Source organism: Staphylococcus xylosus, assembly GCF_002732165.1.
GTDB classification, from domain to species: domain Bacteria; phylum Bacillota; class Bacilli; order Staphylococcales; family Staphylococcaceae; genus Staphylococcus; species Staphylococcus xylosus.
Genome location: NZ_MRZO01000001.1, coordinates 575553 through 594784 on the forward strand (window position 1 = coordinate 575553; position 19232 = coordinate 594784).

The 19232-nt window shown below is 33.0% G+C and carries 14 protein-coding genes and 3 pseudogenes; all 17 read right to left on the minus strand.

Going from position 1 to position 19232, the window contains the following annotated elements; all coding sequences use genetic code 11:
* Window positions 1-112: 112 nt before the first annotated feature.
* The gene (gene recA / locus BTM19_RS02820; protein ID WP_029377444.1) at window positions 113-1162 is read right to left on the minus strand and encodes a recombinase RecA; all 1050 of its coding nucleotides are present in this window, start codon (window positions 1160-1162) and stop codon (window positions 113-115) included.
* A 173-nt stretch (window positions 1163-1335) separates the two neighbouring features.
* A complete protein-coding gene (locus BTM19_RS02825; RefSeq protein ID WP_029377445.1) occupies window positions 1336-2478 on the minus strand; it encodes a CinA family nicotinamide mononucleotide deamidase-related protein in 1143 nt (380 codons plus the stop codon).
* A gap of 202 nt (window positions 2479-2680) precedes the next feature.
* Entirely contained in the window at window positions 2681-3259 is a 579-nt protein-coding gene (gene pgsA, locus BTM19_RS02830) for a CDP-diacylglycerol--glycerol-3-phosphate 3-phosphatidyltransferase (RefSeq protein ID WP_029377446.1), read from the minus strand.
* Window positions 3260-3310: 51 nt separating this feature from the next.
* Window positions 3311-3703: a helix-turn-helix domain-containing protein gene (locus tag BTM19_RS02835; protein WP_029377447.1), complete on the minus strand. Its 393-nt coding sequence runs from the start codon at window positions 3701-3703 to the stop codon at window positions 3311-3313.
* Window positions 3704-3733: 30 nt separating this feature from the next.
* Entirely contained in the window at window positions 3734-4564 is an 831-nt protein-coding gene (locus BTM19_RS02840) for a DUF3388 domain-containing protein (RefSeq protein ID WP_058625741.1), read from the minus strand.
* 185 nt (window positions 4565-4749) lie between these two features.
* Window positions 4750-5454 carry an elongation factor P 5-aminopentanone reductase gene (gene ymfI, locus BTM19_RS02845; RefSeq protein WP_029377449.1) on the minus strand — a complete coding sequence of 235 codons (705 nt, stop codon included), beginning with the start codon at window positions 5452-5454 and terminating at the stop codon, window positions 4750-4752.
* Complete coding sequence (gene yfmH, locus BTM19_RS02850) at window positions 5454-6749, minus strand: EF-P 5-aminopentanol modification-associated protein YfmH (RefSeq protein WP_029377450.1); 1296 nt, start codon at window positions 6747-6749, stop codon at window positions 5454-5456. The genes ymfI and yfmH overlap by 1 nt, the downstream gene beginning before the upstream one ends.
* Window positions 6749-8037, minus strand: a pseudogene (gene yfmF, locus BTM19_RS02855) (EF-P 5-aminopentanol modification-associated protein YfmF). The gene yfmH and the pseudogene yfmF overlap by 1 nt, the downstream one beginning before the upstream one ends.
* Before the next feature lie 10 nt (window positions 8038-8047).
* Window positions 8048-8761, minus strand: a complete 714-nt coding sequence (locus BTM19_RS02860; RefSeq protein ID WP_029377452.1) for a GntR family transcriptional regulator — start codon at window positions 8759-8761, stop codon at window positions 8048-8050.
* Window positions 8762-8763: 2 nt separating this feature from the next.
* Window positions 8764-10236, minus strand: a pseudogene (locus BTM19_RS13200) (DNA translocase FtsK); the annotation flags it as partial.
* A gap of 303 nt (window positions 10237-10539) precedes the next feature.
* A pseudogene (locus BTM19_RS13205) lies at window positions 10540-11217 on the minus strand (DNA translocase FtsK 4TM domain-containing protein); the annotation flags it as partial.
* Between the two features lie 308 nt (window positions 11218-11525).
* Window positions 11526-13199, minus strand: coding sequence for a ribonuclease J2 (gene rnjB / locus BTM19_RS02870; protein WP_029377454.1), 1674 nt, complete (start codon window positions 13197-13199; stop codon window positions 11526-11528).
* Between the two features lie 408 nt (window positions 13200-13607).
* The gene (gene pnp, locus BTM19_RS02875) at window positions 13608-15701 is read right to left on the minus strand and encodes a polyribonucleotide nucleotidyltransferase (protein WP_029377455.1); all 2094 of its coding nucleotides are present in this window, start codon (window positions 15699-15701) and stop codon (window positions 13608-13610) included.
* A 343-nt stretch (window positions 15702-16044) separates the two neighbouring features.
* The gene (gene rpsO, locus BTM19_RS02880) at window positions 16045-16314 is read right to left on the minus strand and encodes a 30S ribosomal protein S15 (protein ID WP_029377456.1); all 270 of its coding nucleotides are present in this window, start codon (window positions 16312-16314) and stop codon (window positions 16045-16047) included.
* Between the two features lie 104 nt (window positions 16315-16418).
* Window positions 16419-17390, minus strand: a complete 972-nt coding sequence (ribF, locus tag BTM19_RS02885) for a riboflavin biosynthesis protein RibF (protein WP_029377457.1) — start codon at window positions 17388-17390, stop codon at window positions 16419-16421.
* A gap of 13 nt (window positions 17391-17403) precedes the next feature.
* Entirely contained in the window at window positions 17404-18321 is a 918-nt protein-coding gene (gene truB / locus BTM19_RS02890) for a tRNA pseudouridine(55) synthase TruB (protein ID WP_058625742.1), read from the minus strand.
* Window positions 18322-18578: 257 nt separating this feature from the next.
* Window positions 18579-18926, minus strand: coding sequence for a 30S ribosome-binding factor RbfA (gene rbfA / locus BTM19_RS02895; protein WP_029377459.1), 348 nt, complete (start codon window positions 18924-18926; stop codon window positions 18579-18581).
* Window positions 18927-19232 lie beyond the last annotated feature (306 nt).

The window sequence follows — 19232 nt, forward strand, 5'->3', positions numbered from 1 at the left end:
TTTATATTGAATAAAAAAACAAACTAAACACCTGTTGAGGGTTTAGTTTGTTTTGCTACTATATAAATACAATAACTTAATGCTTCACGCTATATTATTGTAACTATTTAACCTATTCTTCTTCATCCAAAAGTGACGCTGTATTGTTAGCTTCTGGCTCTTCAACATCTCCATCAAATATTCCTAATTTTTCTCTTAGTTTTCTATCTATTTCTGCTTTGACAGCAGGGTTTTCTTTAAGGTAAGATTTTACGTTTTCTTTACCTTGTCCCATTCTGTCGCCATTATAAGAATACCAAGCACCTGACTTATCAACGATTTCATTTTCAACACCTAAATCGATCAATTCTCCCTCTTTAGAGATACCTTTACCATACATAATATCGACTTCAGCAACTCTAAATGGTGGTGCCACTTTATTCTTAACAACTTTAATTTTAGTTCTATTACCGACAATATCTTGTCCTTGTTTTAATTGTTCTGCACGGCGTACTTCTAAACGAACAGAACTGTAGAATTTCAGTGCACGGCCACCTGGTGTAACTTCAGGATTACCGAACATAACACCGACTTTCTCACGAATTTGGTTAATAAATACGGCTGTCGTATTTGATTTAGATATCGCTCCTGAAAGTTTTCTTAGGGCTTGTGACATCAAACGCGCTTGTAAACCAACGTGTGTATCTCCCATTTCACCTTCAATTTCTGCTTTAGGTGTTAATGCTGCAACGGAATCAACAACAACTATGTCTACAGCTCCACTTCTAACAAAAGCTTCTGCAATCTCTAAACCTTGTTCCCCATGGTCAGGTTGAGATAGGTATAAATTTTGAATATCAACACCCAATGCTTCTGCGTAAACTGGGTCTAATGCGTGTTCAGCGTCAATAAAAGCTGCCACGCCTCCATTTCTTTGAACTTCCGCAATGGCATGAAGAGCCACAGTCGTTTTACCAGAACTTTCTGGACCATAAATTTCTATGATTCTACCCTTAGGGTAACCACCTACTCCTAAAGCATTATCTAATGTTACAGAACCACTTGAAACACTTGAAACTTTGCGTGCCTCGTTATCACCCAATTTCATTACCGCGCCTTTACCAAATGATTTCTCCATATTTTTAATTACTGTATCTAAAGCCTTTTGACGATCGTTATCCAATGTTGGACCTCCTAAATGAGAATTCTCTCTGAAAAATATCTTAACCATACTATACCCTTATTTAGATTATTCCGCAAGTATTTTGCGAATATTTGTTCGCTAAAGGAAAGCGTTATTCGCTCAGAATAAGAACACACGTGCTATATTTTTATGTTTTAGCATGGCGTTACTATCTATTTAAATAAATTTAGTAACCTAATTAATACATAATTTTGTGTTCTACTTTTCATTAGATTTCTTCTGCGCGTCATTTTAAATGATTGTATCGTTAAGTTTTCACCTTTTAAAACACCTAAATATACAATATCATCTTGACTCAATATCGAAATACCAACTTTTGCATTATAAAAATCTCTTATAATTTGTGCCGTTATGGAAAGTTGAGATTCAATTGTATCATGTTCATTTATAAATTGTGAGTGATGAGGTAACATACCTCTCAAGATTTGATTATCATCAAAATTTTTCAATCTAGAGTATAATTCACCATCAGTCACACCATCATATATAGCAAATGCTTCATTAACTAATGACATAACAGCTTGTTCTAAAAGTATGTCATCAGAACCATAATAATATTCACCTATGCGATTTATTATTGAGTTTTTCACAGGTGCGATTAAATCCTTACATGCTTGCTGGGATGCACCATTGGCAGTTAATCTTATATTTACTTCATGTGTTCCAGCAAGAGGAGCAATAGTTGGATTTGTCTGTTCGTCTATCAAATCCATTAATTCAGTTTCTACTTTTGACTCACCAATGCCAGCAAAACGTAGTAACTCTGAAAATATTGTTTGCTCCCCATTAAGTAAGTAAGGTAATAACTCATGTTTCGCCATTGGTTGCATTTCTTTGGGTGGTCCTGGTAGCAATACAATTTTTTTATCTCCATGATTAACAAGCATACCTGGTGCCATGCCAACTTTATTTTCTAAAATGTGTGCACCTTCAATCACAAGTGCTTGCTGTCTATTATTTGGTGTCATATCGATGCCCTGTTCTCTAAAATATGATTCAATATAATTTAGTGCATGTTCATCAATTACTAATTCACGCCCTAATATTTTAGCTACAGTATGTTTAGTTAGATCATCTTTTGTTGGACCTAATCCCCCCGTTAAAATAACGGTATCATACTGAGTAAGGGCCTGGTTCACCACCCTTTCTAAACGTTGTGGATTATCCCCAATTACAGAATGCTCTACAACACTATGACCGACGCCATTTAGTAGCTTTGATAAATATTGGCCATTGGTATTAACAATTTGTCCTAGTAGTAATTCCGAACCTACTGCGATAATTGATATATTCACAAATACTCCTCCTCCAAAAACAAAGTTCCCATAATTATACATATAATTTTAATGACCTCTGTTTATACAATACATTTTCACTTCCCTTAATTATAAAATGAAAACCACTAAAAAACGAAAAATCTGATTTCATATTATTAAGACAACAAAAAACTGGAAGATGTCAAAACGATAAGCACATCTTCCAGTTTATTAATAATTTTTATTTTACTTTAAAAACATCTTTACCTTTATAAAAATATTCTATACCAGATAAAATTGTAAAGAACACACCAATGTACAGCAACACTTGTCCTATTGGAAAACCAACCCATGTAGCCAATGGATCACCAAATAGTATCCAGATAATTGCTACCATTGTTACTGCAGTTTTAATCTTACCTAATTGACCAGCAGCGCTTACAAAACCTTGTTCAATTTGTAATAAACGTAAACCGGTAACTGCAAATTCACGTGCTATAATAATAATTGCAACTACTGAATTTGTTAGGCCTAATTGAACTAATGCAATTAACGCACTGGAAACTAATAATTTGTCTGCAAGTGGGTCTAAAAATTTTCCCATATTAGTAACAAGTTCCCATTTTCTTGCTAAATAACCATCTAAGAAATCACTTAGAGATGCAACAATAAAGATTATACCACTTATTAATAATTCAATTTTTATTTCATATCCACCGATAAATGAGACGTTACCAAATCCAAAATCTGCTAATGCAAAAACAAGAAATATTGGAATTAGTATAACTCTAAACACAGTTATCCAATTCGGTATATTCATACAAAGTCCTCTTTTCTATTTGTAACTTATAGCTTACGTTTGTTTATCACTTTAAAATACCAATACTGAAAATACCCACAATAATGCTGTGACAATAATCACTAGACTAATCACAACACCAACTTGTAAAGGTTCTTTATTCTTGCTACGATATGTTGGTTTATTGTCTTTCCCGAAGGCTGCAATTGTTTGATGTATCGCTTCATCATTATTAGGAATTTCTTCTCTATGTGCATTTATTAACTGCACTGAATCAATATTTACTGCTTTAGCATATTTTCTAATAAAACCTTCCGCATATTCAGCTTTTTTTAATGATTCGAAATCGTTATTTTCAATCATCACTAACGTTTGTCGTTTAATTTGTGTACGCGATTCTAATTCATTTAATGTCATACCTAAACGCTCTCGTCGTCCTTTTAATGTCTGACCAACTAAGCTCACGATATCAGCCCTCCTCAATCAACAATTTTATTATTCAAAGAAACCAAAGCCGCCACCAAATGGGTCATTACCAAAATCCAAATTGTTTTTACTCTTAACTGTTTGTTTTTTCATTTCTTCATAATGGATTTCTTGATTTTTATTTTCTCTTAACTCAATAATATAATCAAAATCGCTCATCGTATAGTCACTGGCTTCAACAAATAAGTCAGGGTGTTCAACTACTTTAATAGCAGGAAGACTCATAACTTCTTTCACTAATTCCTGGTGTTTCTGATTAGATTCTCTTGCTGTCACAGCACCATCAATGATATAAACGTGATCCGAATCATATTCACCTTTTATTAATGAACTACGCACAGTTTGTTTAATAAGTGTAGAGCTAATAAACAACCAGCGTTTATGTGCACAGACACTACCTGCTACAATCGATTCTGTTTTGCCAACTCTAGGCATTCCACGAATACCAATCAATTTGTGACCTTTTTCTTTAAATAATTCCGCCATAAAATCAACTAGTAAACCTAAATCTTCTCTTTCAAAACGAAATGTCTTTTTATCATCAGCATCCTGCTCTATGTATCTTCCATGTCTAACTGCCAACCGATCTCTTAACTCTGGCTTTCTTAGCTTAGTAATAGAAATATCATCTATTTCAGTTACAATATTTTCGAAACGACTTACTTTTTCTAGACTATCAGATTTAATCAATAGACCTCTACGACCTTCATCAATACCATTGATTGTTACTATACTAATCCCCATCATGCCTAACAAACTTGATATATCACCTAAAAGTCCTGCTCGGTTCATTGTTATCTCATACTCTAAATACCATTCTTTTTTAGTAGCAACTGTCATGAAATAAGCACCCCTTTATTTTGAAACCACATATAAATAATTTATACATGAATCTAAAACTTATTTGAAACAACTTAATCTTGGCATATTTTTAGCTTAAATATGCATATAACCATTTTATTGTAATGATATTATATCATTGAATGTTTCATAGTTGGTTTATTTTCTGTATATTGTTCAAAAATCTATACGTACCAACCACCATTAACTTTCTGAATTGTTCCAGTGATGCTTCTTGCCATTGAATGACACAAATAACTGCAAGTGTGTGCAATCTCAATAGGGTCAATCAGCCTTTGCTGTGGCAATTCTTCAGTAATTGCCTGTAATTCCTCTGCAGACCATACACGAGTCATATTTCCGCTAACAAATCCAGGAGCAATCGCATTTACTGTCACTGATGTCATAGCTAACTCTTGGCTCAAAGCTTTCACAAAAGCAATTTGAGCACCTTTCATTGCAGAGTAAACAGTCTCCATACTTGCTCCAGTTTCTCCCCAAATAGATGATATAACAACAATACGACCATGACTACTTTGTCGCAATTGATCTGTAAAAAATCTACAAATCCTAATTAGCTGGCGAACATGGATTTGATAACAATCGTCTATCTCTTTATCAGATACATCTTGTAATTGACCATATAAAGCTGTCCCACTAGCATATACCAAACAGTCCAAATTAGAAATACAAGCAAAATATGCTTCTAAATCTATGTCTTGATTTAAATCACATCGTAAAAACTCAACTGGTTTTCCAATATAATCATTCTGTAGTGTTTCAATATTCGTATTATTATAATGTACAATTACTTCAAAACCATCCGATAATAATCTGTTAACAATCGCTTTTCCTATCGTTCCAGAACCGCCCATAACTAATGCCTTCACTATTTTTTCATCTCCAAGCGACTATCTACTACGTGTGTTAAATTTAAGCATTTTTGTGCTGTTTCATTCACACTTTCTAAAGAGATATTTTCAACAATTTCTAATAAATCGAACAAACTTACGCCTTCAAAATATAATTTTGTATATTGGTTCGCAATGTATTCGGGTGAGTTCAAACCTGAAATAAATTCTCCGATAAACTGTTTCTTCAACAGGCTGAAGGCTTCTAAATCATCAAGTTTTCCTAAATTATTTCTAATTTCATCTAATAATAGCGTTTTTAATTTATCAGGATATTGCGTTGCACTTGTTATAACTGAAAAACTGTATGTAGGTTCTAATAAAAATTGATATCCAAAAGTTTCATCTATTAATTCATCATTAAGAAGTGACTGATAAAAATCTGTTTCTTCACCAAATATCAATTCATAAAATAAAGTCATTTCTAAATCACGTTTAACAAAAGCTTCATTAGGTTCGTTTGATAATGGTTCATTTTTAAAACCTAACATTAATCTTGGCGATTGTAATTTCATCGTTTCCGAAATATTTGGTTCTCTCACTGAAGTTTGTTCAATCAGCGGGTCCCTTACAATTTGTGGTTGTGCTTCTTTATCACGTTGATTCTCATGATCTTCAATAACTTTATAAATATGATTTACGTCTACATCTCCAACGACGAACAACACCATATTCGAAGGATGATAAAAGGTTTCATAACATAAATATAAATCGTCTTTAGTTATTTCATAAATACTTTCAACACTACCGGCAATATCAACACGTATTGGGTGTGTATCATACATAGCTCTTAGAGTATTAAACATTAATTTATAGGCTGGCTGTTCTTGGTACATCTTGATTTCTTCGGCTATTATACCTTTTTCTTTATCTACTGTTTCTTTAGTAAAATAAGGTGTTTCTACCATAGTTAATAACCGTTTGATGTTGCGTTCTATATTACTCGTTGCACTAAATAAATAGCTTGTTCTATCAAAACTCGTAAAAGCATTGACCTGTGCATTGTCTTCAGCAAATGCTGTAAACAAATCTTCTTCATCGTCATCATTTTCAAACAACTTATGTTCTAAAAAGTGAGCCACTCCATCAGGGACTGTAACAAACTCATCACTACCATGTGGTTTGAATTTATTATCTAAAGACCCAAATTTCGTAGTATAAGTCACAAAGGTTTTCTGAAATCCTTTTTTAGGAATTATGAATAATTTCAGACCATTTTTTAATTCAGCTTCAAATACTCGCTCGTCAATTTGATCATAGTAGGTTTCATTCATTAGTCATCATCCCCTTTTGTCAAAATATAAATTGTATCTAATGTGGTTTCCTGTGCTAATTGTTGAATATCTGATTTATTAACGTTTTGAATGCCCGAAATATAATTTTCTTCCGACATAGGTTCGTCTAATAATATGTTGTTATTCATGATTTCTATAATACTTTTAGCTCTGTCGTAAGATTCTTGTCTTTGAGATAAAATCACTTTTTTTGCGAGTGCTAATTTTTCTTCTTCAAAATCCCCTTGTTGGAATTTCTCAAATTCAGACACAATCGTCTCTTTAGCAATTTCATACTTATCAGTTGAAACACCACTTAATACAAATAGAAAACCATTTTTTGCGTCTATTTGAGAATGGATGGAATATGCTAAACTTTGCTTTTCTCGAACTTCATTAAATAATACAGATGATGGATCGCCGCCAAACATAACATTAAACACAATCATTGCAAAATACTCTGGATCTCCGTATTTTCTGGTAATGTGAAGCCCATATTTAATTTAGCTTGATCGACATCGTCTGTTTCTATAATAACTTGAGGTGTATTATGATCTTGTCCTATTGGATTAGGTTGTGACAATTCAAAAGAGAACGGATTAATATTAAAATATGTTTGAATTTGGGATTTCACCTGTTGTTCATCTACATTGCCTACCACATATACTGCACAATAGTCATTTTGCAACATAGATTGATATGTATGATATAGATTTTCTGGTGTTATGTCAGCTATGTATTCAACTTGCCCAGTTGCTAAATGTCGATATGGTTGTTCTCCTAACATATATTTCAATAAGTTCAAAAATGAAATTTGAGATTTGTTGTCGATCATAGCGTTTAATTTTTTTGATAATAATGATTTTTCTTGAGCAACAAATGTTTCATCAAATTGATTGTCTGAAATTAATGGATTGTATATCATTTCTCTAAGCAATTCTAGGCCTTTTTCGAAAAGTGGCGTTTGATCTTTTAAATAACGCTCATTAACTAATTCTAAAGATATGGTAATAACATGTTTATCTTTAAACTTTGAAACAAAACTATTGACATACGCACCATACAAATGTGATAAATGTCGATTAAAATCTTTATCTGACGGCCATTGTTTTGTAGCACGTACTAAAACCTTACTTAAAATAGATCGCGCAGTCATTGTGTCACTGTCTAAGGGTGCCATAAATTTAAGCGTAATTGTTGTGGTTTTAAATTTTGTTGTCGGTAATACTTTTACATGTAAATCTTTCTGTGGGTTTTCTATTTTCAAATTGTCATACCTCACTTTCATAAATTTATTATTATAATCTGTTTTTAACCGTTTTAAATGTAACTAAACTACTTTTAAAATAATTAAATGAATATAGCATTGGTTGATCGTCGGTATCGTAATGAACTAATTTTAACAACATGAGTCCTTCATGTGGTGAAGCACCTAAAATATCTGAGATATGTGGCTCATAACTAATTGCTTCCATTTCAGTGTCTGCGTAAGCCACTTCCTTATTAGTATATGCTTCAATTGCACCTAAAAGTGACTCATCACTACTTTGATATTGTGCACAAGTTAAATAATTTGCTGGCACTTTATCTAAACAATAAACGACTGGCTTTCTATCTGCAGTTCTTAATCGTTCTATAATTGTTACAGGCGCCTTGTCTGTAATATTTAATCTTTTAGAATCTAAAGAGGTCGCCGGTTTTTCATCGAAACTAATATATTCCGTCCCCGGAGTGTAACCTTGATCTTTAATCATTCTACTTATGCTTACAACTTCTCCCAATGGATAATAGAATGGGTGCAGTGATTTAACACGTGCACCTTCTTCTAAATTATTGGATAATACTTGTTCAGTAATTAGTTCGTCTACTGCGTCATAAACATCATCTGTTTTTACGTTTAAGGTTCTTGCTATGGCTAAATTACTCGGAAGTGGTTCCCCATGCTGTAATTTGCCTTCCTTAATTTGTTGAATCATCCATTCTTTTACTTTATAAACTGAAGTTAGTTCCATATTTACACCTCATCACTATCAATATCCACTAAAATTTGTCTAGGTTTACTACCTTTTTGCGGTCCAATAACTTGATTACGTTCTAAATCGTCCATTAATCTTGAAGCCCGGTTATAACCAATTCTGAATTGTCTTTGTAATAAAGAAGTACTCGCTTTTTGTTGTTCTAAAACAAACAAATATGCTTCATCATAAAGTGCATCTTCACTTTTCATTTCTGATTTATCAACTGGCGCATCTGGTTCCATTTCTTTTACATAATTGGCTTTTTGCTGTTCTACAACGTAATTAACAACATCTTGTACTTCTTGGTCGCTTAGAAATGCCCCTTGTACACGTGTCCTAGTAGAGCCACCATTAGCTACATAAAGCATGTCACCTTTACCTAATAATTTATCAGCACCAGAGCTATCAATAATCGTACGAGAGTCGATTTGCGAACTTACTGCAAAAGCTATTCTAGATGGTATATTATTCTTAATCAAACCAGTAATTACATCTACAGAAGGTCTTTGCGTTGCAATTATTAAATGAATACCTGCTGCACGTGCCATTTGCGTAATACGTTGAATAGCATTTTCTACCTCTTTACCAGCAACCATCATTAAATCTGCCAATTCATCGACAATAACAACAATATATGGTAATTCTGATTGCTTTTCTTCTAGTTCAGCATTTTGACGTCTAATTGCTTCATTATATCCTTCTATATTTCTAGTCGAAGAGTGTTGAAATAGATCATAACGACGTTCCATTTCAGCAACTACTTTCTCTAGTGCCTGCGATGCTTTGTGAGGATTAGTCACAACTGGTATCAGTAAATGAGGAATCCCATTATATATGTTCAATTCTACCATTTTTGGGTCAATTAACATAAGCTTAACTTCATGTGGTTTAGCATTAAGTAAAATACTGGTAATTATTCCGTTTATACAAACAGACTTACCACTACCTGTTGAACCAGCAACAAGCATGTGTGGCATTTTATTTAATTCAACCGTAATAGGTTCGCCCGATATATCTCTGCCTAAGCCAACTTCTAATTTATTTTTAGCAGGGAACTTTTCATCTAAAACTTCTTTTAGTGAAACAAGAGAAATCTTATCATTAGGAACCTCAATACCCACAGCAGAGCGACCAGGGATTGGCGCTTCTATACGAATATCTTTAGCAGCAAGTGCGAGTGCAATATCATTATGCAAGTTAACAATTTTACTAACTTTAACCCCTTGTGCTGGTTGAATTTCGTATTGTGTTACTGCTGGACCTATTTTTATCTGTGTAACTCTCGCATCGACACCAAAGTTCTTAAGCGTCGTTTCTAATAATTGTCCTTTTTTCTGAACTTCTGCTTTAGACGTAGCTTTTTGTTTTGCTGGTTGTTTTAGTAAAGTGAGTGGAGGTAGAGAATATGCCTCATTTTCCACTTCGCCTGCTTCAGAAATTGAATTAATTGCTTCGCTTTGTTCTGAATTTATATCATCTAGTTGTTGATCGAGTGATGCTTGCTTTAAATTAGAATTTTGTTGTGATGCTTTTTGATCTAGTTGCCCTTCTTGATCAAACATGCGTTTAGTTCTTTTACCTATAGGTTTTTCTGAGGTTTGCTTGTGATTATCTTCGCTTTCACTATGGCCATATATAGGGATAGATAATTGCTCTTCAGATGTTGAATTTGTAATTTCTTTTAAATCACTAACATCTGTAACATTGTTATCTGATTGTTGCGCTGCAGAACTTGCTTGTTGTTCTGCTTGTTGTTCTGCTTTTTTCTCAGCTTTAACACGCGCTTTAGCTTCTTTTTTCACTTTATTCTGCTTACGACGTTCTCGATAGTTTTCCGAAGCATCCTTGCCTTTAACTTTCAGCTTTTCAAATAACACCTTAGATACGTCACGATGTTTTTTCTTAAGTAATAAAATAATACTTGAAGCGATTAGCAATATCGTTACTATAATAATACCCACAATAGAAATAAGTGGGATAAACAGTGCTAACAGGTAATGACCTATTAAGCCACCCCCAAATACAGGAAAATTAGAATGCTCATAAGATTTATATACAAAAGATAAAACTGGTTCACGTTGAGCTTGAGCTTTATGTGAAAAGTAAAAAACAATATGAGTAACTAATAGTAAGGCTAATTGTAATATAAATGCGCCAACAGTACGTCTCGTTTTAGGTAGCGCTTTATAATATGTAATAAAAACTGTACCTATCAAAATAAGAATGTAAGTTAAGAATCTACTTGTACCAAATAAATAATTAAAGAAACTATCTATCATTGTTCCAACAATGCCAAGTTGAAAGGCACCCAACGTCACTATTACAAATATAGCGATTGCCACAATATACCTTAATGGACTATCTCCTTGCTTTTTCTTATTATTAGTAGTTTTCTTTCTTGTATTTGTAGGTTTTCTTTTTGATGTTTGTCTCTTTTTTGTTTGTGCCAAATTTACCACCTTCTTCTTCGCCTGTGCTCAAAATTAGTTTATATATATTCACACAATACTGTATAAAACAGATTATTTCATATTGGCATTAATAATATATTTGTCAGTTAAATATATATAAATTTATGTATGATTAATGTTTAATCCTTCTATCTATAATAACATAAAAGAGGTAAGACATTTAACGCTTGTAATCATTTCAAAGGGCACGTGAATGTCATTTCACTTCAAAACATTCAACCGCAATTCACCTTTCAAAATATTTACCTGAGCGCTTGTCTTAACCTCTTTGTTTAGTACAGAAATTATTAAATTTCAGAAATTACTGGAATAATCATTGGACGACGTTTTGTATTTTCAAATAAAAGCTTACTAATTTGATCACGCATGTTTTGCTTAATTTCAGACCATTCGATACGTTTCTCTTGTAAACCTAGTTCAACGATTTCACGGACTTTTTCTTCAGCTTCATTTAATAAAGCTTCGCTTTCTCTTACATATACGAAACCTCTAGATTGAATTTCTGGGCCGGCAGCAATTCGTCTATTTTTAGGATCAAGTGTTACAACTGCGATAAAGATACCATCTTCCGCTAACAAATGACGATCTCTTAGTACGATATTGCCGACATCACCGACTCCTATACCATCAATTAATACATTACCAGAGTGAACTTTTTCATTTAAAATCATTTCTTCTCCATCGTAATTAACTACGTCGCCTTTTTCGACAAGAAAGATTTTTTCAGGCTGCACGCCTGCTTCATTTGCTAATTTAGCGTGTGCAATCTGCATTTTAAATTCACCGTTAACTGGAATAAAGTACTGAGGTTTCATAATATTAATCATCATCTTCAATTCTTCCATACAACCATGGCTTGAAGTGTGAATCTTTTTACTATTTGGAATGATTTCTGCACCAGCACGTACTAATTCATTAAGTGTATTTCCGACAATTACTTCCATATTAGCAGAAGCAGTGATAGCTAAAAATACAGAATCTCCTGGTTCAATATTCATTATTTTGTGTTTTTTCTTAGCCATTTGGCTTAAAGCTTCTACAGGCTCACCTTGCATACCAGTAGCAATAATAATGACTTCATTTTTAGGATAATTCTCAACTTCATTAATTGGAATTAATAAGTCTTTTGATATATCGAAGTAACCCATTTTTCTAGCAGTATTGAAAGAGCTCTCTAATGAACGACCTAAGAATGACACTTTTCTATTTAATCTTTGTGCAAGATTTAAAACTTGTTGAATACGAATGAAGTTAGATGCGTAGCAAGACACAATTAGTCGGCCTTTAACTTTTGTAAACGCATCATACATATGTGATTCAATTACATTTTCAGGTGTATTGTATCCAGGTTTCTCTGCTTCAGTAGAATCACTGATTAACGCAAACACTCCCGCTTCACCAATTTCAGTCATTTTCTTTAAGTCTGGTGCATAATGCCCTTGTAAACTTTGGTCAAATTTAAATTCACCTGTATATACAATTGCACCATATGAAGTATGAATGCATACACCTAAACTATCTGGAATACTGTGTGTTGTATTAAAGAATGTTACATTAACACCTTTGAAGCGCATGATAGATTCGTTATTAACCGTATAATATCTTACTTTTTTATTAATATTGCGTGCTTTCATATTCTCTTTAATTAAAGCTATTGTAAGTTTCGATCCATAAACTGGTGCATCAACTTGTTCTAATACATACGTAACAGCACCAATTGCATGTTCGTGACCATGCGTTAAAAAGATTCCTTTTAATTTATCTTTGTTCTCAATAACGTATTGAATATCTGGTATAACAATATCTACACCTAACATCTCATCTTCTGGGAACATTAAGCCAGCGTCAAGCATGAACATTTCGTCATCTACTTCGACGACATACATATTTTTCGCTATCTCTCCAACTCCTCCGAGTGGAATGATGCGAATATTTTTATTATTTTTCTTTATTAAACTCAAAATGTTACCTCCTATTTAAATTCCCGTCCATATATAAACTCATAATTTATTATAAGTTAAAATAGGCTTTATGTACACTATTAAAGTAATAACCGATATAGCTTAAAAACTTATAAATGTAATCACAATTTCATTAAGTTAAATTGCTTAAGTCGAAATTAAGTGAAAATTTCATAATAACTTAAAATATTTATAACAAATCATATATTGTATGGCAATAATTTAATAATACTGAAATTTTATGTATAACTTTATTTTAAAGATGTAATCATTGATTTTTATATAATAAAAAAGAAACTAGTTCATACTGATTTAAGCATGCTTCTACAATAGAATTAACGGCATTCTACTATAAAAGCACAAATCAATAACTAGCCTCTAATTAAAAGAATTCAATGTAATTTGATTTTACAACAAGACTTTGTGAGATGCATTAACTCGTCCTTGTTTATCAATTTCAGTTACTTTTATTTTAAATGTGTCTCCAACTTTCAACACATCTTCTACTTTTTCAATGCGTTCATTAGCAATTTGTGAAATGTGAACAAGCGCATCTTTACCTGGGAACAATTCAACGAAAGCGCCGTATTTCTCAATACGTTTTACTTTTCCTTCGTATACTTGGCCAACCTCTGCTTCACGCGTGATATCTTCTATAATTTTACGCGCTTGATCTATTGCATTCTTATCAACGGCACCAATAAATATTGTACCATCTTGCTCAATGTCTAATTTAACGCCAGTTTCATCAATAATTTCATTGATTTTCTTACCACCTGGTCCAATTACATCTCTAATTTTTTCTGGTTTAATTGTCATAGTTACCACTTTTGGCGCAAATGCGCTTAATTCGTTACGCGGTGTATCAATTGTTTGTAACATATGATCTAGAATTGCAAGACGACCTACGCGTGCTTGCTCTAAAGCTTCTTTAATAATTTCTTTTGTTAAACCATCAATTTTGATATCCATTTGAATAGCAGTAATACCTTCAGATGTTCCGGCAACTTTAAAGTCCATATCACCTAATGCATCTTCCATACCTTGAATATCAGTTAAGATTGTATAACTATCATCGCGTGTTACTAAGCCCATTGCAATACCTGCTACTGGTGCTTTAATTGGTACACCGGCATCCATTAATGCTAACGTAGAGCCACAAATTGATGCTTGTGATGAGGAACCATTTGATTCTAAGACTTCACTGACAATTCTCACAGTGTAAGGGAAATCTTTTACATCAGGAATAATATGGCTTAGTGCACGTTCACCTAAAGCACCATGGCCGATTTCACGACGTCCTGGAGAACGTACAGGTCCTGTTTCACCTACTGAATAGTTAGGGAAATTATAATGATGCATAAAGCGTTTTTGTTCTTCTTCGCCTAAACCGTCAAGAATTTGATATTCGCTCATAGAGCCCAACGTTAATACTGAAAGTGCTTGTGTTTGTCCGCGTGTAAATAATCCCGAACCATGTGCTCTCGGTAATACACCAACCTCAGATTCAAGTGGACGAATTTCATCCGTTTTACGGCCATCTGGTCTGATTTTTTCTTCTGCTATTAATCTTCTTACTTCTTCTTTGACTAAATCATTTAAAATGCTATTAACTTCTTTAATTAACGCTTCATTGTCAGCATCAGTTTCATCGATAAATTCAGCTGCAACTTTTTCTTTTAAATTATCTAAGTTAATATCACGTTGTTGTTTATCAAATGTTAAAACAGCATCTTTCAAACCGTTCGCTTCAGTCAATTGAGTAACTTTTTCTACAAGTGTTTCATCTTTTTCAACAGGAACAAATGCTTTCTTCTCTGGTTGAATATGATCAACAATTTCTTGTTGGAAATTAACTAAACGTTGAATTTCAGTATGTCCAAAGAAAATACCCTCTAACATTTCACTTTCAGTTATCTCACTAGCTCCGGCTTCAACCATGTTTACAGCATCTTTATGACCAGCAACTTCTAAATCTAAACGTGACACTTCTTTTTGTGCAACTGTTGGATTGATAATGTACTCTCCATCAATATAACCAACATTCACACCAGCAATTGGCCCTTGGAACGGAATGTCAGAAACACTTAATGCCATTGATGAACCTATCATTGCTGCCATTTCAGGAGAACAATCAGGGTCTGCACTTAATACCGTATTCATGATTTGAACGTCATATTTATAACCTTTAGGGAATAATGGACGAATTGGTCTATCGATTAAACGCGCAGTTAACGTCGCTTCATCACTTGGGCGACCTTCACGTTTTTTGAATCCGCCTGGGATTTTACCAGCAGCATACATTTTTTCTTCATAGTTAACCATTAATGGGAAGAAGTCACCATCACGCGGTTCTTTTGAAGCAACCGCAGTTGATAAGACAACTGTATCACCATAACGAACGAGTACAGCACCATTGGCTTGTTTAGCAAGTTGACCAGTTTCAATCGTCAATGATCTGTTTGCCCATTCAGTTTTAAAAACTTTTTTCTCTTGAGACATTACAAATCTCCTCTCATATATCTAATAGTACTATCATATCATTTCTTAGAAAATTTTTATATTAGTATATTATTTTTTAAAAATGCTCATTTCAAATTATAAAAAAGGAGCAGGATAGAAATCTAATAATTCAAATAAGATTTCATTATCCCACCCCAAGCAAAGATGAGTGGAAAAAGCATTTAATTTCTTGTATAAACACTACTCGCATTATAAATCAAGTCACTTATATTAGCAGTAGTATGTTTTACAAATACTTTTCCAAATCTGCCAGTGCCTATATCAAAGTTGAGGCTGAGACATTTAATTATGCCCCAGCCTCTATCAATATACGCCTTAAAAATTAACGACGGATACCTAATGATTTAATTAATTCACGGTAACGTTGAACATCTTTACCACGTAAATAGTTAAGTAAGTGTCTACGACGACCTACCATTTTTAATAATCCACGACGTGAATGGTGATCTTTTTTGTGCTCACGTAAGTGTTCATTTAATGCAGTGATTTCTGCAGTTAACACAGCGATTTGAACTTCTGGAGAACCAGTGTCCGCTTCGTGTGTACGGTATTCTTTAATTAATTCATTTTTACGCTCTTGTGAAATTGCCATTGTCAATTTCCTCCTTTAATTTTTATTCGCCTCTATCCGAGCAAATCGTCGGAGTTTCGATGTGCCAAGGTAAAGGTGCTAAAATGTGTTATAACACATTCGACTTAAATATTATATGACACTTCATCGCCAAAATCAACCGATAACAAGTATTTCGCTTTTTCTTTATCTTTATTCATTTGTTCCACTAACGGATCAATACCATCAAATTTAATTTCAGGTCTCAAATAATGATGCCAAAAAACTGTAACGCGTTCACCATAAATATTATCTCCAAAACCAAATAAATTTACTTCGATTACAACTTGAGCTTTAGAAGGATCATGAAATGTTGGTTTTACACCAACATTAGCAACTCCTCTATAAATTTGTTTATCAGCACCTATTTCCATGCTAACTGCATAAACACCATTCTTAGGTAATACATAATCACCACTTGGTTGTACGTTTGCAGTAGGAAAGCCAATTGTTCTACCTCGTTTCTCCCCTTGCACAACCGTACCTTTAATACGATAGCGATAGCCTAATTCATCATTAGCTTTTTGTAACTCTCCAGTTTTCAATGATTTTCTAATATCTGTAGTAGAAATTTTTTCCGAATTAATTTCTTGTTTACTTACTACAGTCGAATTAAATTCAGTCATTTCATCTAAAATCATCATATTGCCTTTGCCATATTTTCCGAAAGTAAAGTCAAAACCAGCAATGACTTCTTTAACATGATTCTTGATGATATAGTCTTGTATAAAATCCTCTGCACTTACTTCTGCAAACTTAGATGAAAAATTAATGACAATACAATAATCAATATCATAAGATTCTAGGATTTCTATTTTATCTTGAATCGGCGTTAAATAATCAGTTCGCTTTAGTTTAGGATTTAATACAACAGAAGGATGTGGATCAAATGTCATTACTGCCTTTTTTAGATTCGCAGCTTCTGCTTTTTGATTTAAAATATTAAATACTTTTGCATGGCCTTTATGCATCCCATCAAAAAATCCAAAAGCCATAGCAACATCTTCTGTTATATATTGTTCTTCCTGAATTGGATGAGTTACTTCTATCACTTTCATGCGTATTTCTCCTTTAGTTAAACACCTTTTTAGGTTTAATTTCATCTTTTTTCTCTGGATGAGGTTCATAAATTGCTAACACTTTTTGTGTTTTCTCATCTACCATTGTAACCATATCGTCTATATTTTGCTTGAACATTGCTTTTTCAAATTTTTGACCGTTCAAAATTTTAGACTTAATATTTTCTTCTGAAATTATAATTTGTGGTAAACCTTTCAAACCATATTCTATAGGAAATAGTTTGTCTTGTAATGATTCATGCTCATGTAATGCTGCTACATCATTTAAAGTTAAACTGTCATCAATGTCAAATCCACCACTCTGTGTACGTGTTAACTTCGACATATGCGCAGGTAATTGTAACGCTCTGCCTATATCTGTTGCAAGTGTGCGAATATATGTACCTTTCCCACATTCTACAATTATATCAAATTGGCAGTTTTTGTCGTCAAAACGTAGTTCAGATGTACGTTTGATTCTATATACATTCACCTGACGTTTAGGTCGTTCAACTTCCTCGTTATTTCTAGCATATTCGTATAATTTTTTGCCATTAACTTTTACTGATGAATACATTGGTGGTATTTGTGTAATAACACCTTCAAATTGTTTAAGTATTGTATCAACATGTCCTGTAGTAATTTCACCACTTAATATGTCTTTCTCTTCTATCACATCGCCAGTTTGGTCTTCAGTAGTGGTTGCGCTGCCTATGCAAACTGTCGCTTCATAAGTTTTACCCATTTCCATTATGTAATCACTAACTTTTGTAGCAGCTCCTATACATATTGGTAACACACCCGAAACTTCAGGATCTAATGTCCCAGTGTGTCCTACTTTTTTAGTTTTTAATATTTTTCTTAACTTAAAGACCACATCATGACTTGTCAATCCACGGTCTTTAAACACAGGTAATATACCATTATACATTCTTATTTCACCTTCAAAGTTTGATTTTATAAATCTTTAATTTCATATTAACATGAAATTATTATTAAAAAGTTATGTAAAAAGAGCGGGACAGAAACCAAAACTAACTTTGGTTTCGTACTCCCGCCCCACAATATTATCAAAATATCTAGTTAAGTAATCTCATTACAACTTAGAATTAATTCGACAATTGCGCAAGTTCTAATTAACAGCATGAACATCATATGCAATATGGATGTGCTAGCTATTAAGAAAGATTAATCTTTCTTATGCAAATCTTGAATCATTTGTTCTATCTTATTACCATAGTCGATTGATTCATCATATTCAAAGTTTAACTCAGGAATAATTCTAAGTCTCATTCTTGAACCAAGCTCAGATTTTATAAAACCTTTGGCCTTTTCTAAACCTTTAAATGTGTCTGCTTTTTGTTTTTCATTTCCTAAAACAGTTAGATAAACCGTCGCAATGGATAAGTCATTAGTTAATTGAACTTCTGTAATTGTTAAGAATCCAATTCTTGGATCTTTAACTTTATTATTAGCGATATCCATGATTTCTTGTTTCATTTGTTCGCCTACGCGTTCTGCTCTCATATTCATTATATTTCACCTCTCATTGTTTATAAGTCCGTTAATCTTTCCCTTACTTACAGATTATATGACAGTTTATTTCATAACGTCAAACAAATTTCACTTATACAAACCCCAAAATAAAATATTGCAAATAGATAGCACTGTTAAAAAGGTAAATTGTATAGTATCAATAAAATTTAAACATCTTATGACAGTTGGGCATAATTTTATTCCCTAACTGTTAAATTTTGTAATAATTTTTCATAGAAACGCTATAAATTTCATTTTAAATTGCCTAACTGTTATGTTTTTGTGCCTTAGCGTTAAATTCAATTC